This is a genomic window from Pedobacter sp. NJ-S-72, assembly GCF_053890575.1.
This window is the reverse complement of the sequence record NZ_CM132681.1, coordinates 5975314-5999837: the sequence shown is the minus strand read 5'-3', so window position 1 is coordinate 5999837 and position 24524 is coordinate 5975314. Positions and strand designations below refer to the sequence as shown.

Annotated in this window: 28 protein-coding genes and 7 pseudogenes; 17 read left to right on the top strand and 18 right to left on the bottom strand. The window is 37.1% G+C overall.

Going from position 1 to position 24524, the window contains the following annotated elements; genetic code table 11:
- Nucleotides 1-49 precede the first annotated feature (49 nt).
- Both lysS and ACWYN3_RS39580 read left to right on the top strand, forming a co-directional pair.
- Nucleotides 50-1769, top strand: a pseudogene (gene lysS, locus ACWYN3_RS39585) (lysine--tRNA ligase).
- An 86-nt stretch (nt 1770-1855) separates the two neighbouring features.
- Nucleotides 1856-2068 carry a hypothetical protein gene (locus ACWYN3_RS39580; RefSeq protein WP_456219089.1) on the top strand — a complete coding sequence of 71 codons (213 nt, stop codon included), beginning with the start codon at nt 1856-1858 and terminating at the stop codon, nt 2066-2068.
- A 57-nt stretch (nt 2069-2125) separates the two neighbouring features.
- Here the strand turns inward: ACWYN3_RS39580 and ACWYN3_RS39575 are convergent.
- Nucleotides 2126-2666: pseudogene (locus ACWYN3_RS39575) on the bottom strand (DUF2892 domain-containing protein).
- Between the two features lie 216 nt (nt 2667-2882).
- Between ACWYN3_RS39575 and ACWYN3_RS39570 the strand changes: the two are divergent.
- The gene (locus ACWYN3_RS39570; RefSeq protein WP_456219088.1) at nt 2883-3296 is read left to right on the top strand and encodes a thioredoxin family protein; all 414 of its coding nucleotides are present in this window, start codon (nt 2883-2885) and stop codon (nt 3294-3296) included.
- 2 nt (nt 3297-3298) lie between these two features.
- Nucleotides 3299-3974: pseudogene (gene ung / locus ACWYN3_RS39565) on the top strand (uracil-DNA glycosylase).
- A gap of 134 nt (nt 3975-4108) precedes the next feature.
- Here the strand turns inward: ung and ACWYN3_RS39560 are convergent.
- Nucleotides 4109-4579 carry an Lrp/AsnC family transcriptional regulator gene (locus tag ACWYN3_RS39560; protein ID WP_041884810.1) on the bottom strand — a complete coding sequence of 157 codons (471 nt, stop codon included), beginning with the start codon at nt 4577-4579 and terminating at the stop codon, nt 4109-4111.
- A 137-nt stretch (nt 4580-4716) separates the two neighbouring features.
- On the opposite strand from ACWYN3_RS39560, the gene ACWYN3_RS39555 reads away from it, so the two are divergent.
- The 4 genes and pseudogenes from ACWYN3_RS39555 to smpB all read left to right on the top strand — a co-directional run bounded on the left by ACWYN3_RS39555 (nt 4717) and on the right by smpB (nt 7830).
- The gene (locus ACWYN3_RS39555) at nt 4717-5103 is read left to right on the top strand and encodes a metal-dependent transcriptional regulator (protein WP_456219087.1); all 387 of its coding nucleotides are present in this window, start codon (nt 4717-4719) and stop codon (nt 5101-5103) included.
- A gap of 58 nt (nt 5104-5161) precedes the next feature.
- Nucleotides 5162-5371, top strand: coding sequence for a FeoA family protein (locus tag ACWYN3_RS39550; RefSeq protein ID WP_456219086.1), 210 nt, complete (start codon nt 5162-5164; stop codon nt 5369-5371).
- Between the two features lie 49 nt (nt 5372-5420).
- A pseudogene (locus ACWYN3_RS39545) lies at nt 5421-7288 on the top strand (Nramp family divalent metal transporter).
- Nucleotides 7289-7380: 92 nt separating this feature from the next.
- Nucleotides 7381-7830: an SsrA-binding protein SmpB gene (gene smpB / locus ACWYN3_RS39540; RefSeq protein ID WP_183878615.1), complete on the top strand. Its 450-nt coding sequence runs from the start codon at nt 7381-7383 to the stop codon at nt 7828-7830.
- On the opposite strand, the gene ACWYN3_RS39535 is transcribed toward smpB, so the two are convergent.
- Nucleotides 7831-8487 (bottom strand): protein-L-isoaspartate(D-aspartate) O-methyltransferase, encoded by a 657-nt coding sequence (locus ACWYN3_RS39535; RefSeq protein WP_456219085.1) that lies wholly within the window; start codon nt 8485-8487, stop codon nt 7831-7833.
- 283 nt (nt 8488-8770) lie between these two features.
- Between ACWYN3_RS39535 and ACWYN3_RS39530 the strand changes: the two genes are divergently transcribed.
- Nucleotides 8771-9448 carry a hypothetical protein gene (locus ACWYN3_RS39530; protein ID WP_456219084.1) on the top strand — a complete coding sequence of 226 codons (678 nt, stop codon included), beginning with the start codon at nt 8771-8773 and terminating at the stop codon, nt 9446-9448.
- Here the strand turns inward: ACWYN3_RS39530 and priA are convergent.
- The 4 genes and pseudogenes from priA to ACWYN3_RS39510 all read right to left on the bottom strand — a co-directional run bounded on the left by priA (nt 9445) and on the right by ACWYN3_RS39510 (nt 12324).
- Entirely contained in the window at nt 9445-11637 is a 2193-nt protein-coding gene (gene priA / locus ACWYN3_RS39525; protein WP_456219083.1) for a replication restart helicase PriA, read from the bottom strand. The two genes, ACWYN3_RS39530 and priA, sit on opposite strands and share 4 nt — an antisense overlap.
- Nucleotides 11638-11640: 3 nt before the next feature.
- Nucleotides 11641-11820, bottom strand: a pseudogene (locus tag ACWYN3_RS39520) (primosomal protein N' family DNA-binding protein); the annotation flags it as partial.
- 149 nt (nt 11821-11969) lie between these two features.
- Nucleotides 11970-12089, bottom strand: coding sequence for a hypothetical protein (locus tag ACWYN3_RS39515; RefSeq protein ID WP_456223319.1), 120 nt, complete (start codon nt 12087-12089; stop codon nt 11970-11972).
- Nucleotides 12046-12324 (bottom strand): DUF423 domain-containing protein, encoded by a 279-nt coding sequence (locus ACWYN3_RS39510; protein WP_456219082.1) that lies wholly within the window; start codon nt 12322-12324, stop codon nt 12046-12048. Before ACWYN3_RS39510 ends, ACWYN3_RS39515 begins: the two co-directional genes overlap by 44 nt.
- 807 nt (nt 12325-13131) lie before the next feature.
- Between ACWYN3_RS39510 and ACWYN3_RS39505 the strand changes: the two genes are divergently transcribed.
- From ACWYN3_RS39505 to ACWYN3_RS39480, 6 genes are all read left to right on the top strand, one after another.
- Entirely contained in the window at nt 13132-13890 is a 759-nt protein-coding gene (locus tag ACWYN3_RS39505; RefSeq protein WP_456219081.1) for a hypothetical protein, read from the top strand.
- Between the two features lie 74 nt (nt 13891-13964).
- On the top strand, nt 13965-14177 hold the full coding sequence (locus tag ACWYN3_RS39500; RefSeq protein WP_456219080.1) for a hypothetical protein: 213 nt from the start codon (nt 13965-13967) through the stop codon (nt 14175-14177).
- On the top strand, nt 14159-14674 hold the full coding sequence (locus ACWYN3_RS39495) for a DUF3352 domain-containing protein (protein WP_456219079.1): 516 nt from the start codon (nt 14159-14161) through the stop codon (nt 14672-14674). Before ACWYN3_RS39500 ends, ACWYN3_RS39495 begins: the two co-directional genes overlap by 19 nt.
- A 50-nt stretch (nt 14675-14724) precedes the next feature.
- The gene (locus tag ACWYN3_RS39490) at nt 14725-15156 is read left to right on the top strand and encodes a hypothetical protein (protein ID WP_456219078.1); all 432 of its coding nucleotides are present in this window, start codon (nt 14725-14727) and stop codon (nt 15154-15156) included.
- Complete coding sequence (locus ACWYN3_RS39485; protein ID WP_456219077.1) at nt 15110-15637, top strand: DUF5723 family protein; 528 nt, start codon at nt 15110-15112, stop codon at nt 15635-15637. The genes ACWYN3_RS39490 and ACWYN3_RS39485 overlap by 47 nt, the downstream gene beginning before the upstream one ends.
- Nucleotides 15603-16124 carry a hypothetical protein gene (locus ACWYN3_RS39480; RefSeq protein ID WP_456219076.1) on the top strand — a complete coding sequence of 174 codons (522 nt, stop codon included), beginning with the start codon at nt 15603-15605 and terminating at the stop codon, nt 16122-16124. The genes ACWYN3_RS39485 and ACWYN3_RS39480 overlap by 35 nt, the downstream gene beginning before the upstream one ends.
- Before the next feature lie 31 nt (nt 16125-16155).
- Here ACWYN3_RS39480 and tsaB read toward each other — a convergent pair whose 3' ends face one another.
- From tsaB to ACWYN3_RS39440, 8 genes and pseudogenes are all read right to left on the bottom strand, one after another.
- Complete coding sequence (gene tsaB, locus ACWYN3_RS39475; RefSeq protein ID WP_456219075.1) at nt 16156-16842, bottom strand: tRNA (adenosine(37)-N6)-threonylcarbamoyltransferase complex dimerization subunit type 1 TsaB; 687 nt, start codon at nt 16840-16842, stop codon at nt 16156-16158.
- A gap of 47 nt (nt 16843-16889) precedes the next feature.
- Nucleotides 16890-17120 carry a membrane protein insertion efficiency factor YidD gene (gene yidD, locus ACWYN3_RS39470; protein ID WP_041884785.1) on the bottom strand — a complete coding sequence of 77 codons (231 nt, stop codon included), beginning with the start codon at nt 17118-17120 and terminating at the stop codon, nt 16890-16892.
- Nucleotides 17107-17556: a ribonuclease P protein component gene (gene rnpA / locus ACWYN3_RS39465; protein ID WP_456219074.1), complete on the bottom strand. Its 450-nt coding sequence runs from the start codon at nt 17554-17556 to the stop codon at nt 17107-17109. The genes yidD and rnpA overlap by 14 nt, the downstream gene beginning before the upstream one ends.
- Before the next feature lie 59 nt (nt 17557-17615).
- Entirely contained in the window at nt 17616-17774 is a 159-nt protein-coding gene (gene rpmH, locus ACWYN3_RS39460) for a 50S ribosomal protein L34 (RefSeq protein ID WP_083251894.1), read from the bottom strand.
- A gap of 113 nt (nt 17775-17887) precedes the next feature.
- A complete protein-coding gene (locus ACWYN3_RS39455) occupies nt 17888-18622 on the bottom strand; it encodes a LytR/AlgR family response regulator transcription factor (protein ID WP_456223318.1) in 735 nt (244 codons plus the stop codon).
- Between the two features lie 393 nt (nt 18623-19015).
- Nucleotides 19016-19090, bottom strand: a pseudogene (locus tag ACWYN3_RS39450) (hypothetical protein); the annotation flags it as partial.
- A 29-nt stretch (nt 19091-19119) separates the two neighbouring features.
- Nucleotides 19120-19482: a histidine kinase gene (locus ACWYN3_RS39445; RefSeq protein ID WP_456219073.1), complete on the bottom strand. Its 363-nt coding sequence runs from the start codon at nt 19480-19482 to the stop codon at nt 19120-19122.
- Between the two features lie 193 nt (nt 19483-19675).
- Complete coding sequence (locus tag ACWYN3_RS39440) at nt 19676-20512, bottom strand: LiaF transmembrane domain-containing protein (RefSeq protein WP_456219072.1); 837 nt, start codon at nt 20510-20512, stop codon at nt 19676-19678.
- Nucleotides 20513-20671: 159 nt separating this feature from the next.
- On the opposite strand from ACWYN3_RS39440, the gene ACWYN3_RS39435 reads away from it, so the two are divergent.
- Entirely contained in the window at nt 20672-21535 is an 864-nt protein-coding gene (locus tag ACWYN3_RS39435) for a ChaN family lipoprotein (protein ID WP_456219071.1), read from the top strand.
- A 127-nt stretch (nt 21536-21662) separates the two neighbouring features.
- Here ACWYN3_RS39435 and ACWYN3_RS39430 read toward each other — a convergent pair whose 3' ends face one another.
- Both ACWYN3_RS39430 and mscL read right to left on the bottom strand, forming a co-directional pair.
- Entirely contained in the window at nt 21663-21866 is a 204-nt protein-coding gene (locus tag ACWYN3_RS39430) for an MscL family protein (protein ID WP_456219070.1), read from the bottom strand.
- 101 nt (nt 21867-21967) lie between these two features.
- Nucleotides 21968-22114 carry a large conductance mechanosensitive channel protein MscL gene (gene mscL / locus ACWYN3_RS39425; protein ID WP_456219069.1) on the bottom strand — a complete coding sequence of 49 codons (147 nt, stop codon included), beginning with the start codon at nt 22112-22114 and terminating at the stop codon, nt 21968-21970.
- 176 nt (nt 22115-22290) lie between these two features.
- On the opposite strand from mscL, the pseudogene rpoN reads away from it, so the two are divergent.
- Nucleotides 22291-23767 (top strand): annotated as a pseudogene (gene rpoN / locus ACWYN3_RS39420) (RNA polymerase factor sigma-54).
- 72 nt (nt 23768-23839) lie between these two features.
- Here the strand turns inward: rpoN and ACWYN3_RS39415 are convergent.
- Complete coding sequence (locus ACWYN3_RS39415; RefSeq protein ID WP_068401605.1) at nt 23840-24307, bottom strand: response regulator; 468 nt, start codon at nt 24305-24307, stop codon at nt 23840-23842.
- Nucleotides 24308-24524: the final 217 nt, after the last annotated feature.

Below are 24524 nucleotides of genomic sequence, written 5' to 3'. Positions count from 1 at the left end.
TGCAGGCAAATTAGAGCTTATCCGGCGAGAGCCGAATATAATAACATATATGAGTACAGGATTATCAGAATTAGAAATACTGCGCAGAAATGCGCTACCCAGTTACGTGAACTGGGAATTGATCCGTATCCGCCTGAAGGATATGAAATCAATACAAATGCAGCCGATATACTGGCTAATTACGAAAATAATAAGGATGCTTATCAAAAGGTAAGTTTTGCAGGCAGAATCATGACCCGCCGTATTATGGGAAGTGCGGCTTTTGTAGAGATACAAGATGCTTCCGGCCGTATCCAGGTTTATTTAAAGAGAGACGAGCTTTGTCCGGATGAGGATAAAACACTTTACAATACTGTTTTCAAGAAATTACTTGATCTTGGTGATTTCATCGGGATCAAGGGGTATGTATTTACTACACAGACAGGCGAAATCTCAGTACATGTTACTGAATTCAAATTACTTTCAAAATCATTAAAACCGCTTCCTATCGTAAAACGTGACGAAGACGGAAACATTTTTGACGGTTTTACAGATCCTGAATTAAGATACAGACAACGTTATGTAGATCTTACCGTAAATCCTGACTTTAAACAGATCTTTATTACCCGCTCTAAGGTTATCAATACCATGAGAGCTTACTTTGATCAGCAAGGCTGGATGGAGGTGGAAACACCTATCCTGCAAGCTATCCATGGAGGAGCAGCAGCGCGTCCGTTTAATACACATCACAATACATTAGATATGCCTTTATATCTGAGAATTGCCAATGAGCTGTATTTAAAAAGACTGATCGTTGCCGGTTTTGACGGCGTATATGAGTTCGGAAAAATGTTCAGAAATGAAGGCATGGACCGTACGCATAACCCTGAGTTCACCTCGATGGAAATCTATGTAGCTTACAAAGATTATATCTGGATGATGGGTATGGTTGAAGCCTGTCTGGAGAAAGTGGCTGTAGCTACACATGGTTCACCTTTAGTTAAAGTTGGTGAGCATGAGATTAACTTTGCAGGACCATACGAGAAACTGACGATGTATGAATCTATTCAGAAATATACAGGAATCGATGTTTCGGCAATGACCGAAGATCAGCTTAGAGACTTGTAAAAGCCTGAATATAGAGACTGACCCTTCAATGGGCCGTGGAAAACTGGTTGATGAAATATTCAGTGAAAAAGTAGAAGCTAATTTAATCCAGCCTACTTACATTACTGATTATCCGATTGAGATGACTCCACTGGCTAAAAAGCACCGTACTTCAGCAGGTCTGGTAGAGCGGTTTGAGCTTTTTGTAATGGGTAAAGAAATCGGTAATGCTTATACAGAGCTGAATGATCCTATTGATCAGAAAGAACGTTTTGAAGATCAGTTGAAACTGGCTGCAAGAGGTGATGATGAAGCTATGGTGATGGATGATGACTTTATCCGTGCGTTAGAGTACGGTATGCCCCCTACCTCAGGTTTAGGTATTGGTATTGACCGTTTGGTCATGCTGATGACTAACCAGTCTACGATACAGGAAGTTCTTTTCTTTCCTCAGATGAGACCGGAGAAAAAAGCAAAAGTAACTACTGACGAAGACTTCGTGAATGCAAGGTATTCCTGCTGACTGGGTTCAGGTAATCAGAAAGATGGGCTTTAATACGATAGAAGATTTAGCAGGGGCTAATGCAAACAAAGTATTTAACGATTTGGGCGGCATGCGTAAAAAGTTAAAAATTGAATTGCCTATGCCTTCTAAAGAAGAGGTAACCGCCTGGTTCTCTTAACATAATAATAACAAAAACTTAAAGGGTTGCTATGATAATTTCTAGCAACCCTTTTCTATTTTTAACAAACAATAAAATTGAATGTTATGAATAATTCAAGTCTTGAGATAACTGAAAACGAATACTGCATAAAATTGAGCAAAGATGCCTTTGATCTGTCCCTGATCCGTCAGCTTATCAAAAGAATTCAATCTGAACAATTGTTTTTCAGTAGAAAAAAAGAATACATGGAAGATGATATCATCAGCCGTGGAGCACTCGGAACGGTTGATAGTTTCGACAATCTGAGCGATAAATAAAAAAAGCCACGCGAGGTGGCTTCTTTCTTTTATTATGCTATATTAATTCTTTATTAACTACCTGTATCTTACTTGTTGTTGCTTATCCAGCATTGCCAATTGATCTTTCATTTGTTTGATCTGGTCAGCAAGTAATTTGTTTTTATCCGCTTTCTTAGCTTCTGTCAGATACATCTGAGCTTCTCTTTTATTACGTTTACCCATTGAAATACCAGCTAAGCTTAATTTCGCAAGGGCGATATTATGATCCATCTGCATTCCTAAGGCTAAAGCTTTCTTGAAATACTTTTCAGACTGCATTGGTGCTTTTCTCGATTCGATCAAACCGATTAACAATTGATAATAACCATGCTGAGGTCTGATCAATTCAGTTTCATAATTTTTTATTCTATTTAAAAAGCGTTCAGCTTTAGGCATATCATCTTTACGTAAAAACCATTGTGCAAGAAGCATGTTTTCGTTGTAGAAAAAAGTAGCAACGATCAGTATACTAATCAATACAGCTAAAACTCCCCAACCCCCAAAAACCGAAAATCATAAGTGCTACCGCACCCCCCAGTATCACAAAAGCTGCGATAAGTCTTACTATGTTTGGCATATCTATTTTTAATTATTTTGTGCAAATATCGTGTTTATATACCAAAAATCAGATAAGCTGTAAACAATTTTATCATCTAAATTTAAACCGATTCTAAAAATGTTTATCTCATTCTGATGCTTATCTTTGCCAGAACCTGTTCCAGATAGCCCCGGAAACGAATAATGCTTCTGACAGAATTAAGAACCCATTTAAAACTAAAGGAGAAATAAAATAATGCCAAATGAATCTGCCCGCAGAAAACTAATGGAATCTCCGGAAATGAAAGAGAAATACGATTTAGAATATCCCGGTTATCAACCTGATACTGCAGCAATACAGAAGCTAAGATCATTACTCATTAACAAAAAAATAATTATTGTAATGGGCACATGGTGTGGAGACAGCAGATTACAAGTACCTCACTTTTACAAAGTTCTTGATGAATCAGGCGTAGCCGAAAAAGATATCACCCTGATCTTTGTTGATGAAACAAAAGCAGCAGCAGATGGTTTAACAGACAATCTGAATATCGATCGTGTACCAACATTCATCATTACCTCCAATGAAACAGAAATAGGTCGGATTACAGAGTGGCCACTGGTTACCCTGGAAAACGATATGGTTGAACTCATTAACAAAAATAATTAAAGATGTCAGCAGCATTAGAACCAGGCTGGTTAAATGTCCTCGAACCTGAATTTGAAAAGGAATACATGAAAAACCTGAAAGCTTTTCTGTTACAGGAAAAAGAAACAGGAAAGTCTGTATATCCAAAAGGCGCAGATATATTCAATGCCTTTAATCATACTCCATTTGATAAAGTCGAGGTGGTAATCTTAGGTCAGGACCCGTACCACGGAGATGGTCAGGCACACGGTCTTTCCTTCTCTGTACAGAAGGGAATAGCAACTCCTCCATCCTTAAAAAACATCTACAAGGAATTGGAAACATATTGAAGGCTTTAAAACCCCAAATCACGGTAATCTTACGCAATGGGCAGATGAAGGCGTCCTATTACTGAATGCATCACTTACCGTTAGGGCACATGAACCGGGTTCACACCAGGGTAAAGGCTGGGAAGCATTTACAGATCAGGCTATCAGTCAGCTATCTGCTAAGAAAACAGGGCTTGTATTTCTATTGTGGGGCAAATTTGCGCAGCAAAAAGCGATACTGATCGATGAGAAAAAACATACCGTTTTAAAATCGGCACACCCTTCTCCATTCTCTGCCTACACCGGATTTTTCGGTTCTAAGCACTTCTCCAAAACAAATGAGATCCTAATTGCCCAGGGCAAAAAACCAATTAACTGGCAGATCAGCTGATCTTAAAGCATATCTCAGGTAAGATAAACCTGTTTATAGCTTATTTTTAAGCGAAACGAGTCATAATTTATTTCTGGTAGTTTTCCTACCAGAAATAAATTTGACGAAGTTCTAGCTAAAAAGAGCATAAACAATTAATATTCCAGAGGAACTATGGGCTCTTTCTTAGTAGTCGACATAATCATCATCGTTTGAAAAGTTTTCACAACGCTGATTTTACTGATTTTGTCCATAATTAATCGTTCGTAAGCTTTAATATCACTTACATATACTTTCAAAAGAAAATCAGCCTGTCCCGTTACATGGTGACATTCAGTAATTTCTTTAATCTGATTGACCTCGTCCAAAAATATTTGAATCGTATTATTCTTATGAAAATCCAGTTGTACCTGGATAAAGGTTTTGATTCCCAAACCTAATTTCTCTTCATCTACCAACGCGTGGTAACTTTTAATGAAACCAGACATCTCCAGTTTTCTTACTCTTTCCAGAGTAGGTGCTGGTGATAAACCAATTTCCTGCGATAACAGCAAATTGGTAATTCTGCCATTTTCCTGTAAAAGTTTAAGTATTTTAAAATCTATCTTATCTAATTCTGCTGCCATTTTTCCGTTCTTGTACCCAAAGGTAGAATAAGAACACCTTATTTACCAAATTTAATTCTAAAAATAAACATAAAAATTATGCTTTATTTTATCTAAAAATTTTTAGATTTATCTAAAACTATTATTAGGCAAATATAATGCATTCATTTACCGAAGAAAACTACCTCAAAGTCATTTATCATTTATCCCAGGCAGACACTGGTACGGTACAAACCAACGCCATTGCGAATGGAATGAATACCAAAGCAGCATCAGTTACAGATATGCTTAAAAAGCTGGCAGACAAAAAGTTGATTGACTATATTAAATACCAGGGCGTAACTTTAACTGAAAAAGGAAAAGCTGCCGCAATCAAAGTTATCCGGAAACACCGTCTGTGGGAAGTCTTTTTAGTGGAAAAACTCAAATTCAGGTGGGATGAAGTCCATGATATTGCCGAAGAGCTCGAACACATCAATTCTCCAATATTAGTAGAGCGTTTAGATGATTTTCTTGGTTTTCCGAAAAGAGAGACCCTCATGTGACCCTATTCCTGATAAAGACGGAAACTTTGAACCCTCAGAAAATGTACATCTTCACAACATGACCAGTGGAAAAAGCGGGATCATCATTGGCGTAAGCGAACATTCATCTCCGTTTTTAATTCACCTGGAAAAACTGGGCTTAACTATAGGTGTACCCGTGACCATCGTAGAAATTACAGATTACGATGGCTCAGTAGAACTCATGGTGAATAACCAAAGGATTAACGTAAGCAGAAAAGTAGCTCAGCACATCCTCCTTAAATTATAAAAGAACCAACTAAATTATAGAACCAGCAGAATAAAAAAATTTTTAGCTAATGAAGAATACAGAATCATTAAGTGAAGTACATCAAAGTGTAGATACAAGTAAGCGTACCGGGTGGAGAAGGATATTATCATTTATCGGCCCTGCCTACCTGGTTAGTGTTGGTTATATGGATCCGGGAAACTGGGCTACCGATCTTGCCGGAGGTAGTAAATTCGGTTATCAATTAATCTGGGTATTACTGATGTCAAATTTAATCGCCTTGTTATTACAATCTTTAAGTGCAAGATTAGGAATAGTAAGAGGTCTGGATCTGGCACAGGCTTCCAGAAATGCTTATCCCAAATGGGTGAATATTCCATTATTTGGTTTAGCACAAACTGCAATTGTAGCCTGCGATCTTGCCGAAATTATTGGAATGGCCATAGGTTTAAACCTGCTTTTCGGCCTGCCACTGATCTGGGGTATTAGTATTACTATTTTTGACACCGTACTCCTCCTTTTCCTGATGAATAAAGGGATGCGCAAAATGGAAGTATTCATTGTTTCTATGGTTTTTATCGTCGGCATCTCCTTTTTAGTAGAGATGTTTATCGTTGAACCCTCAATAAAAGAAATTGTCAAAGGGTTAGAGCCCTCTGTATTATCGGGACAGGCACTTTATATTGCGATCGGAATTATCGGTGCAACGGTAATGCCCCATAATCTCTATTTACACTCTTCACACTGGTTCAAACCAGGAAGTTCGAAAGAGATGACAAAGGTATTAAAGAAGCTATAAAATTCAATTTTATTGATACAGCAGTTGCACTTAACCTTGCCTTTTTTGTCAATGCAGCCATACTTATTCTTGCCGCTGCCGCCTTTTATAAAAATGGGATGCATGAAGTTGCAGAAATACAGGATGCCTATAAATTGCTTGGTCATATTTTTGGCGGCGTTGCGCCCACTCTTTTTGCAATAGCGTTGATTGCTGCCGGCCAAAGCTCAACAATTACAGGTACACTTGCAGGGCAAATTGTAATGGAAGGACACCTGAACCTCAGAATCCAGCCTTGGTTAAGACGTTTAATTACCCGTTTACTAGCCATTATTCCTGCATTTTTCACGATCTTGTATTTCGGTAATGATGCACTGAGCGGATTACTGATTTTAAGTCAGGTAGTATTGAGTTTACAACTAGGCTTTGCGGTAATCCCGCTGATTCATTTCACTTCAGACAAAAAAGAAATGAAAGGTTTTGCCATCAAACTATGGGTCAAAATATTAGCATGGATCAGTGCAGCAGTAATTGTAGCCCTGAATATTAAACTGGTTATTGAAGAGATTTCAGGATGGGCAAGCACCTCAAACGGATGGTATATCTATACCCTGATTATACCAGTGGCTATTTTGATTGGCCTGCTGCTGTTATATGTTTTTTTTTATCCTATGTTTGGATCTAAAACGAAGTTAGAAAAAAACATCCCCCATGGAAATGCACTGGATATAGATACAATTGACCAGATTCACTACACCAGGATTGGTATCACTGTTGATTTCTCTAAAAATGATTTAAGTACAATCAGACATGCATTGATTCAGGGGGGCAAAAAAGCAGATTATCATTTAATACATATTGTTGAAACTGCGGGAGCACGCTATCACGGAGAAGCAGCGCTCGATCACGAAACCCTGAGTGATGCAGAAAACCTTAAAAAGTATTGTCAGAACCTGGCTAATCTGGGTTATTATCATGGCATCCCGCATATAGGTTTCGGAGGCGCATCAGGTTCGATTGCTGAAATTACTAAAACCAATGATTTACAATTACTGGTTATGGGAGCCCATGGTCATAAAGGATTAAAAGATTTAATATTCGGAACGACCGTTGATGCGGTAAGACATAAAATCACTATTCCGGTTCTGGTAGTCAGATAATCCGGAATACATTTCAGATAATCCTATATTCAGTGTAAAATTCAGAAAGAATTGCAGTAAATCGGCAATTCTTTCTGATATTAGCTGATTCTATGACGAACGATATTCAAATAAAAAATAAAAGAGCATACTTCGATTACCATGTTGTTGATAAATACAATGCTGGCCTGGCTTTGCTGGGAACAGAAATAAAAGCAATCAGACAAGGAAAAGCCAATATGACCGATGCCTTCTGCATGTTCATTGGTAATATTTTATACGTTAGAAATCTTCATATCTCAGAATACAGCCACAGCTCATTTCACCATCACGACATTAAACGTGACCGTGTATTACTACTGCAAAAAAAGGAACTTAAAAAGCTGAAATTCAGAAGTGAAGAAAAAGGATATACTATTGTTCCACTTCGTATTTTCACGAATGAAAGAGGTTTTGCAAAAATAGAAATTGCGTTAGCACAAGGAAAGAAAGACTTTGATAAAAGAGATAGCATCAAAGACCGTGAATCTAAACGTGAAATGGACCGGGCGATGAAGGGCTAATTACCAGGCCTGGTCTCCTACAAGCGGTACAAATCTGAAAGTGTCCAGTTCAAACTTTTCATATTCAGTTTCACTGACACGAATCACCGTAACCATTACCTGTGAATGCTCATCTCCTACCGGAATAACCAGGATTCCACCTATTTTAAGCTGTTTCAACAAAATTTCAGGGACAAATGGTGCGCCGGCTGTTACAATAATTTTATGATAGGGTGCATGTTCAGCAATTCCCATTGAACCATCACCATAAAAGAAATGTGCATTATATCCCATTCCAGGTAACACCTTAAGGGTATGCTTGTAAATACTTTCCTGTCTTTCAATAGTGAATACCTCAGCACCAAGCTCCATCAGTATACAAGTCTGATAACCTGAACCCGTTCCTATCTCCAATACTTTATCACCTTTACCGATATGCAGTAATTCGCTTTGATAAGCTACCGTATAAGGCTGAGAAATGGTTTGTCCATCGCCAATCGGAAATGCGATATCTTTATAAGCCTGATTCCAGAATGTTTCATCGAAGAAAAAATGCCTCGGCACTTTTCCGATTGCATTCAAAACGCGGTCATCTGCTATGCCTCTTGATTTAAGATGCTCAACCAATTTCTTCCTCGCTCCTCTTTCCCGGTAATTATCTACAAACTTATATGCCATTGAATTCAAAAATACTTCTTTGAAACCGATTTCTCAGGTTTTAATTGGAGGAATTTAACCTGATGCCCGTAAAGCTCAACAAATCAAATCTTAAACAATATATATACTGCTCTTAAGAAAAAGAAAAAATATTTTTTGAGCTCTTAAAGATGAAATACGAATCTTATTTCAATAATAAATTGAAAATTTCCAATTAATACAATTAAATAAATTTTGGGGCTCTTCTTGTTTATGCCAAATAATATTGTATATTTTTATGTAACCAAATGATAATTAAAAATTTATGAAACAGACAATGCTCTCTCTGTTACTTATTTTTATTCTGGCAGCCCACGCATTCTCACAAGTGAACAGCATCTATAGTCTGGGGATTAACGCGTTCAGTATCATGCAACTGCCAAGAATATCTAATCAGGATCCGCTGAAATATATAACTTCCAATTTCAATGGCGGGATGTTTAAAGTCAACGACCGGCAGATCAGCTATCGTTTAATCGGGAACTTCGTTAATCAATCGATAGAATTTCAGGATGACTGTACAAATTGTGAACTGGACAAAGGAAAAGTCACCGATTACAGCGTTAAGCTTGGGTTTGAAAAAAGCCTGAATTATTCACGTATTCAACCATATATCTCATTTGATATCGGATATCGGTACAATCGTTTTAATGGTGTACAGAATTACATCAATCTGCAAAGGACCATAGCAACAGTATCCCAGATAGAAACTGTCAAAAATGGTCTTACCTTATCCCCTTCATTAGGATTAAGGATTACTCCAGTAGATTTCATTTCTATTTTCGCAGAAGGGAGCATTGAATTCTACTATTCCAATTTACGTACCCAGCTTATTACTCAAGACATTTCTGCTTCAATGACACAAAATTCTGAACATAAAAAAGAATTCCTCTTTACCCCTATAACCGTAGGTGTGCAAATTCATTTAGGTAATAAATTTTAATAGGGATCTACATCAATCTGAATAATGACACCTTTAAAAGTATTTTCTGCATTAAAGTCTGCAATAGTCTGTTTGAGCACAGCCTTAACTTTATGAATCGCTGTCGCTTTATCTGATTTAATAATCAGCTGTTTGATATAGTAATTCCTGATCCGCGAAACCAAAGGCTGCTCTGGTCCCAGTACCCTGCTTCCAAGCTGTACTCTCAGCATAGAAGCAAAACGTGCCGAGGCCGCATTCAGTAAATTGGAGTCTTTATGTTTTATATTGATAAAGATCAACCTGGTGAAAGGCGGATAATGAAACTGTTTACGCTCAGCAATTTCATCATTGTACATTTCCAGGTAATTATTATCTACTACCTGTTTAATAATCCTGTGATCAGCATCATAAGCCTGGATACATACCTTCCCTTGTTTATCTCTTCTGCCCGCGCGGCCGGCTACCTGTGCCAGCAACTGAAAACTACGCTCAAAAGCCCTGAAATCGGGGTAATTCAATAAAGTATCTGCGTTGATCACACCGATTAGTGTAACATTATCGAAATCGAGTCCTTTAGCAACCATTTGTGTTCCTATAAGGATATCCGTTTTTTTCTCCTGGAAGTCGCCAATAATTTTCTGGAGACTATTTTTTGTCCTCGTACTGTCTACGTCCAGTCTGGCAATTTTAACATCCGGAAAGATAAGATTTAACTCCTCTTCTATTCTTTCAGTTCCAAAACCCTTTTGTTCAATATGGACTGAACCACAGGCCGGACAAATATTCATACTGCTTTCATGATATCCGCAATAGTGACAATGTAATTTACCGCTGCTTTTATGAAAGGTCAGACTCACATCACAGTTCACACATTTAGGTGCAAAACCACAGGTTTTACAAATCAGAATCGTCGCATAACCCCGTCGGTTCTGGAAAAGGATTACTTGTTCCTTTCTTTCCAGCGTGGCTGTAATATCATCAATTAACACGCTGGAGAAATAAGAAACCATTTTCTTTTTCTTGGTTTCTTCAGCAATTCCAACAACTTCCTGAATCGGAAGCTCTACCCCACCAAAACGCTCGTTAAGGGTTACTAAACCATATTTATTATTTAGTGCATTATAATAACTTTCTATAGATGGCGTGGCCGATCCCAGTATAATTTTCGATTGATGCAGATGCGCCAGATAAACAGCAGCATCCCTCGCCTGATATCTTGGAGCCGGTTCGTTTTGTTTATAGGATGACTCATGCTCTTCATCAACCACAATCAGCTTTAAATCTTTAAAGGGCAAAAACACAGCAGAACGTGCGCCCAAAACGATCTTATATTTACCGTTCATCACACTGTTCCAGATTTCTACCCGTTCATTGTCATTAAATTTCGAGTGATATACCCCTATAGCGTCTCCAAAATAACGTTTTATTCTTTCAACGATCTGTGTGGTCAATGCGATTTCCGGCAAAAGAAATAAAACCTGACCACCCTTTTCAATAGCCTGTTCTATCAGTTTAATATAAACCTGAGTTTTACCTGAAGCAGTTATCCCATGTAATAAAACAACGTCTTTAGTTTGAAATTCAGTCTCAATTCTTTGTAAGGCGACACTTTGAGCAGCACTCAGTTTAAAATTGAGAATCATATCATCTGACTCATCATTTAAACGGCTTACCACTTTTTTTTTAAGAATAAAAATCTCCTTATCTAATAATGACTTCAACGCTGCCTGACCACAACTGCTGTCTTCCAGTAGCTGCTGTCTCGATATTTCAATTCCGGATTTGGAAAGCTTGATATACATCAGCAGGGCATCCAGTTGTTTTGGCGCACGTTCCAGCACCTCAAAAAGATGCTTAAAATTCCCTTCTTCCGAATAGAACGGGTTCAGTGTAATATATGATTTTAATAAAGGTTTATATTTTTCTACAACTTCTTCTGCGATATAAATAACTTCTTTATCTAAAAGAGATCTGATCAGTGGAAAAACAGTCTTTTGTCCTAATAACTTTGAAATCTGATCTACAGTCAGTCTTTTTTGTTTTTCAAGCGCTGTAACCAGTATCCGCTCCTTATCTGTGATTTCAAGATCGTCTAAAGAGATTTCTTCACGAATGATAATAATAGTCTCACTCGCCAGCTTTAATCCCGCAGGCAGTGCGGCAGACATCACCTCTCCTCCTTCATTACATAGATAATATTCCGTCATCCAGTCCCAGAACTGTAGCTGCCGGCTATTGACAACAGGGTGTTCATCAATTACATCGATGATATATTTCGCCTGATATAAAGCCGGTGCGGTTTGACTGATACTCTTAATCAGCGCGGTATAGATCTTATTTTTACCAAACTGTACGATTACCCGCTTACCTACCGCAGTATGCTCATTCAGGTCAAACGGTACACGATAGATATAGTTTTTTTTGAAAGAGACAGCGGTAAAATAACCTCTATAAACAGCGTATCTCTCTCGGTAAAATCCAGATCATTAAATTCCTGCATTTATCTGTTCTTTAATGCGGCGAAAAATAGAAAAAAAAATCAGCCTGTAACTAATAATAACCCGCCTAATGGAGTAATCGGGCCCACAATATTTACCCAGCTTAACTGTAACACCTCACGGGTGGCCAGCAGATAAAGTGACCCTGAGAAAAATAAGATCCCAATAGTAAAACAGTAATAAGCAAGCAATATCAACCAGTTTATTTCTAAACCTTGCGAATGTAGATAGAAATAACAGTGCAAAGGTATGATAAAACTGATACTCAACCCCTTTAGTCCAGATTGTCAATTGATCAGCAGAAAGAACGTCTTTCAACCCGTGCGCACCAAATGCACCTAATATTACCGCCAAAGCTCCAAAAAAAGAAGCTGTTAAAATTATTCGTCTATTCATCGTTTCGTCTTAGAGCTTATTTAAATTTAGATGATAAAATTGTTTATAGCTTAATTTTAAGCGAGACAAGTCCTATTTATTTCTGGTAGCCTTCCTACCTGAAATGAATAGGACGAAGTTGCAGCTAAAAAGAAGCATAAACAAATTATCAGATGAATTTTAAACAGGCTCTTAATTCCAGCATTACAAAATTACGCAACCTAAATGCATTTTAGTTAACTCTATTTGTAAATTATTTATTTCTGCGCTGTACCCTTCCAAAATGAAAACGTCTTGTCTGGTGGATATTCTCTAGAACAACAGCTCTTACCTAAAAAAAACGAGGTTTTACTGCCCTAAAAAAACAGCTGATCATGAAATAAAATGACTATAAACCCAGACTCCGTCAAAACATGCCCTTCGCCTGAAAAAAGGGGTTCAAAAAGCCCTCAAAAAGCGCCCTGAAAGCCTGTTGGAAGGGGGTTGGAAGGACGTTGGAAGGACCTTGAGAGGACCTTGCAATGACCCTGGTCCTTCCAACCCCCTTCCAATGTCCCTTCAAGAGCCTTTCAACACAGTTTTCTTCCCTTCTTCTAACCTTCTTTCGTCTGTCCAATGCCACATTAGCAATCCCCCGCAGACCATCATTAAGCCTACCAGACAAACCTTCATTAACGTTATACCTGTTTCCAAAGAAAAATATCAACTAATGACCAACAATTAGCTTAAATTTGCATAGAGCCTGTTTAATTGTTTTTAAACAGATGCCCGACACAAATGAAAAAGATATACCTCACTCTCTTTATTCTATTCGCAGCAATTGTGGGTATGGCATACCTGTATTTTTCAAAATTGAACCAGGAAACCACCTCTAAAGAAACCAGTTTATACGCTGCAACAGCGAATTCTGGCCTGGTCTTCTGTGTACAGAATGATAAAAGCATATTCGATATACTGAAAGGACAGGATTTTTTTCAAAAACTACTGGGACAAGAAAAATTCAATCAGCTCAGCTTATTAAAAAACAAAGTCATAGCTAACCCGGCTGTAAATAACCTGATTGGTAACAGGAGTGTTTTTATCAGTTTCTCAGGTGGCAAAAATAAAGAAATAGATTACCTCATCAGTACCCAGCTAAATAACGAAATCGAGAAACCAAAGCTCATTAATGCACTGAAATTGAATGGAATAAACATTCACCAGGAAAATGGTCTAATGAAATTGGTATTAAATGATAGTGCTGCTTTTTATCTGAATATTGAAAAGAACCTGATTCTGCTGTCTAACAGTCCTGCTCCGGTAAAAACCGCAATGGCGGCCGCATCAAATGAAGAAAATAACCTGTTTGTTGCCTATATCAAATCAAGTAATAAATTCCGTAAGAATAGCCTTGGAAATCTGTATATCGATTTCAATAAAATACCTGCATTGTTAAAATCAATGTTACCTGGTCATTTAAACGGAGGTCTGTCGGTATTTAATCATCAGAATTCATTTTCTACACTTAATTATAACTTTAGTAAAGAAAGACTGTTTTTTTTTTTAATGGTGGTTCGCAGCTTAATGATAAAAAAAAAAATTATCTGACTCTGTTTGCTTCACTGACCCCGCAAAAAAGCAATATTGATAACCTTTTACCTGAGCATACAGCAAATTTTCAATTGTATTCACTGACAAGTTATGCCAGCTGGAGAAAAGAACTGAACAATTGGTTTGTATTAAATAAAGAAGATCAGAAAATCAAAAACACGATCAAAAGCTTTAATAAAGAATATTATTTAGACGCGGAAAAGATCTTTCCTGTTTATTTTCAGAACCAGAGATCATTTCTTTTCAGCTCAAATCAGCTGAAAACATGGCAGCTATTAATCTGACCAATGGTGACAAAGTTAAGCAGCTATTACTGGATATGAGTGATGACTATAGCCAGGACATCAAAAGATTCAAAAAATCAGGTCTGTTATATTGTTATTTCGGTGAACCCTTCAAATCGCTGAGCAGACCATATTATACGATAATTGATAATTACATGGTCTTTTCAAATCAGCCGGGTGCATTGCAATCTTTCTTAAATGATTACCATAATAATAAATTACTGATTAATACTCCCGATTATATCAATGTATATAGCCAGATTTCAAAAACGGCAAACATCACCTATTATGTTAATCGTAAAAACTCAGAGTACCTGGTCAGAAAAACTATCTATACCCCCTATTATAATCATTTTATCAAAAAACAGGGACTGGAACAATTTACCTCTTTAGTTTATCAGCTTAGTGGTGACAAAGGAGGCTTTCAAACTAATCTTTTGATAAAACACACGATGCCTGAAACCGTTCCGGATACACTTCAAAATTTAACAAATTAATAGTCGATATCTATCATTTTAATTCCCATATTTATCAGAGCTTTCAACTTATGGCAAAAAAATATCTTATACTGAGTCTTTTTTTAATTCTATCTACCCAAATCAAGGCGCAACAATATGGGCTATTTAACACTAAAACTTTATTTGATGCTTTTGAAAATCCGGCTCAAAAAGCATTCGTACTTGATTCGTCCCGTAAGTATGCTTCCAACTTTCTGCTTCCTTATTTCGGGTTAAATGGTGCTAATAAAGGAGACGCGAACTTCAGCCTGAGATCCTTGATTAATGATGGTGTTTACCGTACTTCCGGCATTCCGGTAAATAATAATAGAAACCAGCTTTATCAAAGCTCCAATATCTACCTGTTTAGTTTCAGAATCTTTAAATCTTATAAAGATCATCAGGAATTGGGGTTTTCTTGGCAGGTCAGATCGGATGCATTTACAGATTACACCAATTACTACCCTGATTGCTTTAGATGACTTTAATAGGTTTAAGGACAATATGGATGCTCCTTTTAACGGCAATGGATATGGCCAGTCGTATCATCAGTTCAGTATGAACTATAGAGAAAACGTCACTAAACAATTGGCTTTCGGTGTTAAAATGAGTTTATTAAGCGGTATAACCTATAATAAAATTGACATTACCAATTCTGATATATTATTCAATCCCGTAGCCCAACAGCTCACAGTCAATGTTGCGGGAACTTATAAATCAAACTTTCTCTATTCTAACGAATTGGATACCAAAACTTTGATTCCCAATTTCAAGAATCCGGGATTATCTGTGGGTTTCGGTACCACTTACACTTCAAAAACCGGCTTCTTTCTGATGGGAAGTATTAAAGATTTGGGATTTATCAAATGGAGTAAAAATTCTCATTCCATTGTTATTCCAGAAAACGAAGGAGAAATACAAGTACAGGATGGCGAAGATAAAAACACCTTACAAAAAACTTGAAGATCTTTTCACTAGTCACGATCAGCGAAAAGGCTTTTATACAGCCACTAATGCTAAACTTGATTTGCTGGTCTCTAAAAAATTTGAATTTTATACCCCAAGCTTTATCCTGTCTAAAAATATTTGGAATAAAGGCGGGGACATCGCGCTTGTAAACAACTTCGCATACAATGAATTTTCGGTGAGTCTGTCTCCAATCTATAACTTAAACGGATTTATGATGTTAGGGACTCAGGCAAAATACCAGACACCCAATTTTGAATTTTTCCTGGGTAGTGATAATGTGTTAAAATCTGCAGCATACAATACGAAAGCAACCGCATCTAACAGCGGTTATGCAGGTGCTTCAGTCTATATGGGAGTTGGTATTAAATTCGGATATACAGTAGAACACCCTCAAAACAGCAGCTACATGCCTGGGGTTGGTGATGATCTTGATAAAAAGGGGTTCTTTACTAAGCTATTCGGGGTATTTAAAAAGAAATAGTTTACCAGCTTAAATTTAGACATGCTCCTGATCAGACTTTCTTTTTCGCTTGCGTAATTACAAAGTCCTTCAGATAATAAGGTTCAAAATAAGCAAGGTCCTCAAAATTATTAGCTATAAAAGCTTCATAAGCCAACCTGCTCATATTCGACGCAGAATTAAAATTAAGGTCAGAGAATGCAGCATTTGGAGACAAAATAGTCTCACTACATTTCATTGCCCCATCACCAATAAAGGTAATCAACCGATTATTTAACTGCTCCTGATATGAAGTCTCATCAATAATTTTAGCTTCAATAGCCAGTGCTTCAGCCAGATTCTGATCATATAATCCGGTAAATACTTCCATCCTGCGTGCATCAATCATCGCACAAACTAAGCCTGTATAATCCACCTGCGTCTGCAAATACCCATGAGCCATCATTTTCAGGGTATCAACCCCGATTAAAGGTTTATCAAGTGCAAAGCAAAGTCCTTTCGCTGTAGATACGCCTATTCTTAATCCTGTGTAAGAACCCGGCCCTTTACTCACAGCAACCGCATCAAGATCAGCAAAAGAAAGTCCTGCCTGCGCCATTACTTCCTGAATAAACAAGGTCAGGCTGCCTGCATGAATATTCTGAGCTGCAAGTTCTTTTAAAGCAATTGTCTCTCCGTTGACAGATAATGCAGCAGAGCATACCTGTGTAGCTGTTTCTAATTGAAGTATTGTAACCATTAAGGCAAATATAGTAGATTTAAAATTTATGGAAAGCCTTGTATCCGCTATGGAACAGGATCATGCCCATGTTTACCCCAGGGATGACAGCGTCCAATGCGTTTTAATGTCAGCCAGCCTCCTTTAAAAGGACCGTGCTTTTTTATCGCCTCTACCCCATATTGAGAACAGGTAGGCGTAAAACGACAACTCGCACCAAGAAGCGGTGATAAGAACAACTGATAGAACCTGATCAGTGCCAAAAAGAACCAGCCAATAATTTGCTTAATTAGTTTCATCTTTTTGAACAGGAGGAATAAGGTTTTCTGACTTTACCGCTGGTAAAGCCACAGAAGGTTGAACAGCCAGAATCAGCTTTTTAAGCGCATTACCCAATTTCTTTTCGAAAAATGCAAAATCATAATGTTCCTTTCCAACAAATTGGAGAGAAAGCAATAATAATTGATCTGGATGATTCAGTAAGGGATATAAAGCTGAAGATTTATGCAGTCTATAAGCTTCACGTATTCTGCGCTTGATCAGGTTTCTGTCATGCGCACGCTTGAATCTTTTTTTAGATACATTAACCACTACCTGAACAGGAAAAGCATTTTTTTCCGGTATAAACAGATAGGAAACCCGAAAGGGATATACTAAAAAAGAAGAACCGTTCTTAAATAGCAGGTCTAATAATTTCCTGCTGCATAACCGTTCTTCTTTGGTAAAATTTTTCATGTTTTTGATCGCAGATTTTGCAGACTAAATGACCTGCCAGCAATAAATGCTGATCAAAATTATGCTTTGTGACGACGTTCGTCAGAAACTGATAATTTTCTTCTTCCTTTTGCACGACGAGAAGCTAATACTCTTCTACCGTTTGCTGTAGCCATTCTTTCGCGGAAGCCGTGTTTGTTTCTTCTCTTTCTTTGCGAAGGTTGGAATGTTCTTTTCATAACTGTATGATATCTTAACTATTATTTTTTAATTGAGAGGTGCAAATATAATGCGATTTTTTCTTAAATGCAAATACATGCAGCATGTGTTTGCATTTTTATTTAAACAGATGCTATAAACCAAGCGCAGCCTTGAGTTTAATATACCCTGATTTGCTGACAGGCAGCCAGATACCCGACTTCAAAAGTACGATATAACTATCTTTTTCTTTCAATTCAATTTTAGTCACCTGAGCCAGATTAATTAAATATGACCGATGAATTCTTATAAATTGCTCACTATCCAGCGTCTTTTCGAAAAAACTCATCGTCTTATTTTTATAGAAAATCCCTTCCGTAGTACTCAGCTTAACAACATCATCATCGGCCTCCAGGTAATGAATATCAACAACTGCAATAATCTTGATTACCCCATTACTTTTAACCACTACCCTGTGATGCTGTGCCGGGCTCAGTGCGGCTGTCTCCAGTAAATCGTGGGTAAGCTCAGGCTGTTTTAGTTTTGAAGGGAGTCTTTGCATCGCCTGCTCAAATCTTTCCTGTTCTATCGGTTTCAATAAATAATCTACCGCATTGACCTCGAAAGCCTTAATTGCAAATTCATCAAAAGCAGTGGTAAATATCACTGCTGGTGGATTTTCTACCAGCTCGAGCATTTCAAAACCATTGATTTTAGGCATTTGTATATCCAGAAAAACAAAATCAGGACGAAAAGAAGCAATTGCCTTGAGTCCCTCAAAACCGTCATTACATTCTGCAACAATTTCAATCTCAGGAAAACTCTTCAAGTAGTGTTTTACAACATCCCGGGCCAAAGGCTCATCATCAATAAGGATAGTGCGTATCATAATTTCTGTGTATATTTTAAGCGTAGTAATATAAATATTATCCTTCGTAGATGCCGTCTGTAAAAGTGTATTATCTGCAAAAAGCAGGTATAATCTTCTGCGAATTGCAGTCAGTCCGAACCCCGTTCCTTCTGTAGCCTTCGTTTCAGGATCATAAGGATTCTGCACACTGACTTTCAATACGTTATTTTCAATCTTCACTGACATAGAGATCAATATTGCCGACGAAGTATTATAAAGACCAAATTTGATTGCATTTTCAACGATAGGCTGCAATAATGTTCCGGGTAAAGAAAGACCCAGTGTATCTTCATCAATATGAATATCAAGATTCAGACGATGGCTGAACCTTACTTTTTCAATATCCAGATATAACTGGATATACTCCATTTCTTCTGCAACACTTACCCAAACCTCATCATCTCTTTTCAGTGTACCTCTTAAAAAAGAGGCCAGTTTTGTAATCATTGTCCCTGCTTCTTTCGGATTAACAATCGTCAGTGCGTATATACAGAGTTTAAACTATTGAATAAAAAGTGGGGCTGTAACTGATGCCTCAGTTTGTTAAGCTCAGCTTCTTTAGCCAGGTTCTGCGCGGTAAACAAACGCTCCTGAGTTTCGGACTGTTCCTCTAACCTGTACCACAATACATTGACAAAAGCACACCAGGCCAGGAAAACAAAGATTACGATCAACCTGAATATCAATGAGAAATATAAAAAATTCACATAAGTATGGTCCTGTGCGAAGATGTGACTCAATAAAAATCTGCAAATAAAAGCGATTAAAACCGATAATGCGATAGTCAGCACAATCACGAATAATACAATTTCATCTTTTGGCTGATAAAATCTAAGCACAATACTAATAACAATGCATGCAAGGGCTAAAAGTGTATTTGTAATTAAACTATCTGCAACAGACTCATACCAATTAAAATTCAGCGTGTAAAAAAACAGCAGTATAAACGCAATTGTCCATGACAGAAAGAGTATAACTGCTGTTTTTTTGTTTTTTAGTCAAAAGAGGATTATCAGTCACAGCTTCTTTTTTTTAATAATTACTTATGGTTACCCCGCCAAATAAAGCTACTCCTTTTATCGTAATTATTTTAAGTGGTTCTTCTGTAGCTGGCATAACAGCACGTTTATCTTCCAAACCCCCAAATATTGGTGAAACTTCTGATCTCACAACCCATGTCGGGGGAATAATCAATTTGACACCTCCAAATATGGCTACAATATCAATTGATACATTACCTTGAAAATCAGCCTGGGTAAGATCAAGGTCACATCCTCCAAAAACAGAAACAACATCACCGCCTTTAAGATTCTTAGAATAAACCTGCCGTTTGCTGCCAGCAAAAATATTTACAGCATCTATGTAATCGTTTCTATCGGCACAGTCCCTCGTATAACGATCAGAAGCTTGGTTATGCAATGGCTCAGCCTGCGGGCCTTCCGGGTTATTTAATGGGTCAGCCGGCGCATTCGCATAGTCACTATAATTGCAATCCTTATAATCATTCCAGTTGTAATTCTTAAACTTTTTTTGCCACCTTTCTTTGTCTGGCCTTGCTGGTTTAAAGATTATATATAAACCCAATACAACAAACCCGGCACCGATATAGTATTGCGTCAGATTAAAGTCAGTTATATTCTGCAGGGTAAAATATCCTCCAACCAAAACCATGACCAGCCACCCACCTCCGTTAAATCTACGCTTAAACCCAATAACCAAACCTATTAAGATTAATAATGTAGGCCAGTTAAATACCCAGTAAGGGATATCGAACCCAAAGTTCCTCAATAAGAAGACAGCTCCTATGATTAAGAGTATTAATCCACTCCATACTCTGTTAGAGTGATTTTTATATTTATTAGTTTCCATGATCTTTATTCATTCATTTATTATACCCCAAAACTAAAGCTTAAATCAGGATTGCTAAACAGAGATCATCTGTGTAGGAGCAAAATCCCGGTGAACATCATTTTTTCGCCGTGAACAATATGCGTTACTTTGAGAAATAATAAACAACATGTAATACTAATGAAAAAGAAACTCCTATTCCTTGCGTGGGTCTTGATCCCTGCAGCCTTATTTGCTCAAAACACTGATCAATCATATAAAATATTTGAAACTAAAACGAAGAAGAGTATTACCGTAGAAGAGCTGGTGAAAAACATGAAAAATGTTGACGTGCTTTTCTTTGGTGAAGAACATAATGATTCTATCGGGCATTTACTCGAAACAGATATTTTCAGCAAGATGGTCCTGGCTTATCCCGGTACAGCTTTATCATTAGAGATGTTTGCAACCGATGTCCAGCCTGTTATCAATGAATATGTTGCTGCTATGATTTCAGAAAAGAATTTTATCAAAGAAGCACGTGCATGGAACAATTACAAGGATTACAAACCATTAATTGAATTTGCAAAACAAAATAAAGCCGAAGTTATAGGTGCCAATGCTGCGACCAGATATAGCAATGCAGTCACCTTTTCAGGACTTGAAAAACTGAATGACTTCCCCGCGGCTTCAAAAGCATTTCTTCCCCCACTGCCTATCGATACTGCAACTGGAAGATATCATGATAAATTTATTGAAACCCTTGGAGGGCATGACATGGGAGGAATGAAAATTTTCCAGACACAGAATTTATGGGACGCTTCGATGGCCTGGTCTATTGCTAAATATGCAAAACTAAATCCGAAGAAAAAGATATTCCAGGTTAATGGGAGGTTCCACAGTGATGAGCATCTGGGGACTTTTGCGCAACTCAAAAAATATGCGCCGAAACTTAATCTGGTAAATATCTCGTGCTTTGCAGGCAAGAATGATGTACAGCCCGACTGGGCAAAACAAGCAGAATTGGGGAATTATATCATCATTACGAATTCTGTAACGAAATAAATACCTGTAAATTCCACACAAACTGACGACCGTCTTTCCGCTAAAAGCAAAAAAGAGGCTGGCCCGTAAAATTTACAGGGATAGCCTCTTTTATTTGGGGTCTGAATAAACAGCTTACTCTATATTTTTAAAGATTTTTCGTTTTCAATAAATCTCTGATCTCGCCTAAAAGAACTTCTTCTTTTGTTGGAACTGGCTCAGCAACAGCAACTTCTTCTTGTTTACGTTTCAATTTGTTAATAGCTTTCACCATTAGAAAAATAATAAACGCAAGAATAACAAAGTTAATCACCTCTGTAGCAAAATTACCCCATGCAAACACGGGCCCCACTTTTCTTGCATCTTCCAGAGAGGCAACAGGGTTAGCTGCAACAAATGCTCTAACCTTATCACTTAATGGGATATAGTTATTGATAAAACCCTTATCTCCAATCAGTAAAAACTAACAGGAGGCATAATTAAATCATTAACCATTGAGGTCACAATCTTACCGAAAGCACCTCCAATAATCACACCGACTGCCAGGTCGACTACATTTCCTTTTAAGGCAAATTCCTTAAATTCTTTTACAAAACTCATAATTTTAATTTTTTCATGGTGTTCAACTACCAATAAAAATATAAACTTTATTAGGATAACAAAGCTTTTTTTATTGGAAAAACTCATTCAAACGCAATATTCGTTCCACAAATGAGAGGATATATAAACCAAATGCTTATTTTTGAAACGGGTCATAATACCTTTTCTACAACAATATGCTTAAACAACATTTACAACAAAAGTTACTTCAAAAGTTATCGCCTCAGCAGATTCAGTTTATAAAACTGTTGCAGGTACCAACTGTTTCCCTTGATACCAGAATAAAAGAAGAGTTAGAAGAAAATCCAGCGCTCGAAGACCCAAGTTTAATGATCGCGGAAGAACCTAAAAGTGAATATGATGATCTGAATGATTCACCTGATGATTTTGATGGTGGTTCAAAGGAAGAAAGTACTGATGAATTTAATGTAGATGATTATTTACAGGATGACGGTGGTAATGACTACAGTACATCCTATAATAATAACGATGATGATGAAGAAAAGAAAGAAAAACTCAAAATAGCTATTGAGAGTACTTTTTTTGAAAGCCTGCAAGAACAGCTTGACCTTGTTCCGCTATCTGACCAGGATTTTATAATTGGTAAACAGATTATTGGAAGTCTGGATGATGACGGTTATTTGCGCAGACCTATTACTTCGATGATTGATGACCTTGCCTTTTCACAAAATGCAATGGTTGAAGAGGAAGACGTTCTGGAAATGCTGAAAGTTATTCAGAGTTTCGACCCTCCGGGAATTGCTGCCAGAGATCTTCAGGAATGCCTGACTTTACAATTGCGCAGAAAAGATTCTCAGAATCCGATTATTCTGAAAGCGATCATGATCGTAGAAAACTATCTGGATGAATTTACTAGAAAACATTACGACAAACTTGAAAAATCATTAGGCTTAAACAGTGAAGATTTAAAGGAAATCATTGCTGAGATCCTTCGTCTGAATCCTAAACCAGGAGATTCAAACCAGGTAACAACCAAACAATTACAGGTTATACCGGATTTCATATTTTCAAACAACGACTCTGTTTTGATTTTGACTTTAAACTCAAAAAATGCACCGGAGTTAAGAGTGAGCCGCTCCTATATCGATATGTTCCAGCACTATGATAAGGCTGCACAGAAAGATAAAAAATTAAAAGAGGCTGTACAATTCGTAAAACAAAAACTGGATTCGGCAAAATGGTTTATTGATGCAATTAAACAACGTCAGCAGACCCTGCTAAAAACAATGAATGCAATTATGCAGTATCAATATGAATATTTACTGACAGGCGATGAACGCAAAATGCGTCCTATGATACTGAAAGATATTGCTGATAAAATTGACATGGATATCTCTACTGTTTCAAGGGTAGCAAACTCTAAATATGTACAAACTGAATTTGGAACTTTCTTATTAAAATCTTTCTTCTCAGAAGCTATTCAAACAGAAAGCGGTGAGGAAGTATCTAATAAAGAAGTGAAAAAGATACTGGAAGATTGCATCGGTAACGAAGATAAAACGTAAACCACTGGCAGATGAGAAACTGACAGAGATCTTAAAGGAACAGGGATATAATATTGCCCGCAGAACTGTTGCTAAATATAGAGAACAGATGAATATTCCTGTTGCAAGGCTAAGAAAAGAGCTATAGTGGATTTTAATCCTGATCAGATATTTGTTAAAAAAAAAATGGAACCTTATAGGTTCCATTTACATTTTGTATCTAAGAAAGCAGATTTTGTCTCAATAGAAACTCCAGCTGTTTGTTTGCTACCAGCAATGCTTCTGTCAATTCTTTATTCTCTTTTCTCAACGCATAAATTTCATACGCTTTTTCGATGTTGATCCTCAAGTCTTCATCCATCCACGGTTTTTGAATATATTTATAAACCTGACCTTTATTAATGGCATCAATCACAGCATTAATATCTGCGTAGCCAGTCAGTAATATTCGGATCGGATCAGGAAAATCAGGAATTATTGACTCCAGAAATTCTATACCAGTTGTAACCGGCATGCGTTGATCTGTGATGATTACATGAATAAGTTCAGTTTCTAATACTTTCCGTCCCTCTACTGCAGATTCTGCCGTAAAAATGTTGAATTTTCTTCTAAAACCGGCTTTAAAAGAATTAAGATTATGAACTTCATCATCCACATAAAGCACATTAATTGGGGTGTCGGAATTCATTGTTATTTATTGGATTTTTTTTTTTTGTTAAATATATTGCTTTTATAAATTCTAAAAAACTAATTTCGGATAAAAATTATTTCTAAATAATAATTGATCAATTTTACACAAAAGCTCACACAATAAAGCAAAAATGGATAAGATTAATTCTAGTGTTAATGCTCCCGACCATTCTACGATATACCGTCCCGTTTATTTCAGATTAATCAATCCGGAG

What these genes read in the sequence shown, in the direction of transcription:
- ACWYN3_RS39580 (WP_456219089.1), top strand. Translation starts at nt 1,856, where the DNA reads ATGAATAATTCAAGTCTTGAGATAACTGAAAACGAATACTGCATAAAA.
- ACWYN3_RS39570 (WP_456219088.1), top strand. Translation starts at nt 2,883, where the DNA reads ATGCCAAATGAATCTGCCCGCAGAAAACTAATGGAATCTCCGGAAATG.
- ACWYN3_RS39560 (WP_041884810.1), bottom strand. Translation starts at nt 4,579, where the DNA reads ATGGCAGCAGAATTAGATAAGATAGATTTTAAAATACTTAAACTTTTA.
- ACWYN3_RS39555 (WP_456219087.1), top strand. Translation starts at nt 4,717, where the DNA reads ATGCATTCATTTACCGAAGAAAACTACCTCAAAGTCATTTATCATTTA.
- ACWYN3_RS39550 (WP_456219086.1), top strand. Translation starts at nt 5,162, where the DNA reads ATGACCAGTGGAAAAAGCGGGATCATCATTGGCGTAAGCGAACATTCA.
- smpB (WP_183878615.1), top strand. Translation starts at nt 7,381, where the DNA reads ATGACGAACGATATTCAAATAAAAAATAAAAGAGCATACTTCGATTAC.
- ACWYN3_RS39535 (WP_456219085.1), bottom strand. Translation starts at nt 8,487, where the DNA reads ATGGCATATAAGTTTGTAGATAATTACCGGGAAAGAGGAGCGAGGAAG.
- ACWYN3_RS39530 (WP_456219084.1), top strand. Translation starts at nt 8,771, where the DNA reads ATGAAACAGACAATGCTCTCTCTGTTACTTATTTTTATTCTGGCAGCC.
- priA (WP_456219083.1), bottom strand. Translation starts at nt 11,637, where the DNA reads ATGACGGAATATTATCTATGTAATGAAGGAGGAGAGGTGATGTCTGCC.
- ACWYN3_RS39510 (WP_456219082.1), bottom strand. Translation starts at nt 12,324, where the DNA reads ATGAATAGACGAATAATTTTAACAGCTTCTTTTTTTGGAGCTTTGGCG.
- ACWYN3_RS39505 (WP_456219081.1), top strand. Translation starts at nt 13,132, where the DNA reads ATGGCATACCTGTATTTTTCAAAATTGAACCAGGAAACCACCTCTAAA.
- ACWYN3_RS39495 (WP_456219079.1), top strand. Translation starts at nt 14,159, where the DNA reads ATGGCAGCTATTAATCTGACCAATGGTGACAAAGTTAAGCAGCTATTA.
- ACWYN3_RS39490 (WP_456219078.1), top strand. Translation starts at nt 14,725, where the DNA reads ATGGCAAAAAAATATCTTATACTGAGTCTTTTTTTAATTCTATCTACC.
- ACWYN3_RS39485 (WP_456219077.1), top strand. Translation starts at nt 15,110, where the DNA reads ATGCATTTACAGATTACACCAATTACTACCCTGATTGCTTTAGATGAC.
- ACWYN3_RS39480 (WP_456219076.1), top strand. Translation starts at nt 15,603, where the DNA reads ATGGCGAAGATAAAAACACCTTACAAAAAACTTGAAGATCTTTTCACT.
- tsaB (WP_456219075.1), bottom strand. Translation starts at nt 16,842, where the DNA reads ATGGTTACAATACTTCAATTAGAAACAGCTACACAGGTATGCTCTGCT.
- yidD (WP_041884785.1), bottom strand. Translation starts at nt 17,120, where the DNA reads ATGAAACTAATTAAGCAAATTATTGGCTGGTTCTTTTTGGCACTGATC.
- rnpA (WP_456219074.1), bottom strand. Translation starts at nt 17,556, where the DNA reads ATGAAAAATTTTACCAAAGAAGAACGGTTATGCAGCAGGAAATTATTA.
- rpmH (WP_083251894.1), bottom strand. Translation starts at nt 17,774, where the DNA reads ATGAAAAGAACATTCCAACCTTCGCAAAGAAAGAGAAGAAACAAACAC.
- ACWYN3_RS39455 (WP_456223318.1), bottom strand. Translation starts at nt 18,622, where the DNA reads ATGATACGCACTATCCTTATTGATGATGAGCCTTTGGCCCGGGATGTT.
- ACWYN3_RS39440 (WP_456219072.1), bottom strand. Translation starts at nt 20,512, where the DNA reads ATGGAAACTAATAAATATAAAAATCACTCTAACAGAGTATGGAGTGGA.
- ACWYN3_RS39435 (WP_456219071.1), top strand. Translation starts at nt 20,672, where the DNA reads ATGAAAAAGAAACTCCTATTCCTTGCGTGGGTCTTGATCCCTGCAGCC.
- mscL (WP_456219069.1), bottom strand. Translation starts at nt 22,114, where the DNA reads ATGAGTTTTGTAAAAGAATTTAAGGAATTTGCCTTAAAAGGAAATGTA.
- ACWYN3_RS39415 (WP_068401605.1), bottom strand. Translation starts at nt 24,307, where the DNA reads ATGAATTCCGACACCCCAATTAATGTGCTTTATGTGGATGATGAAGTT.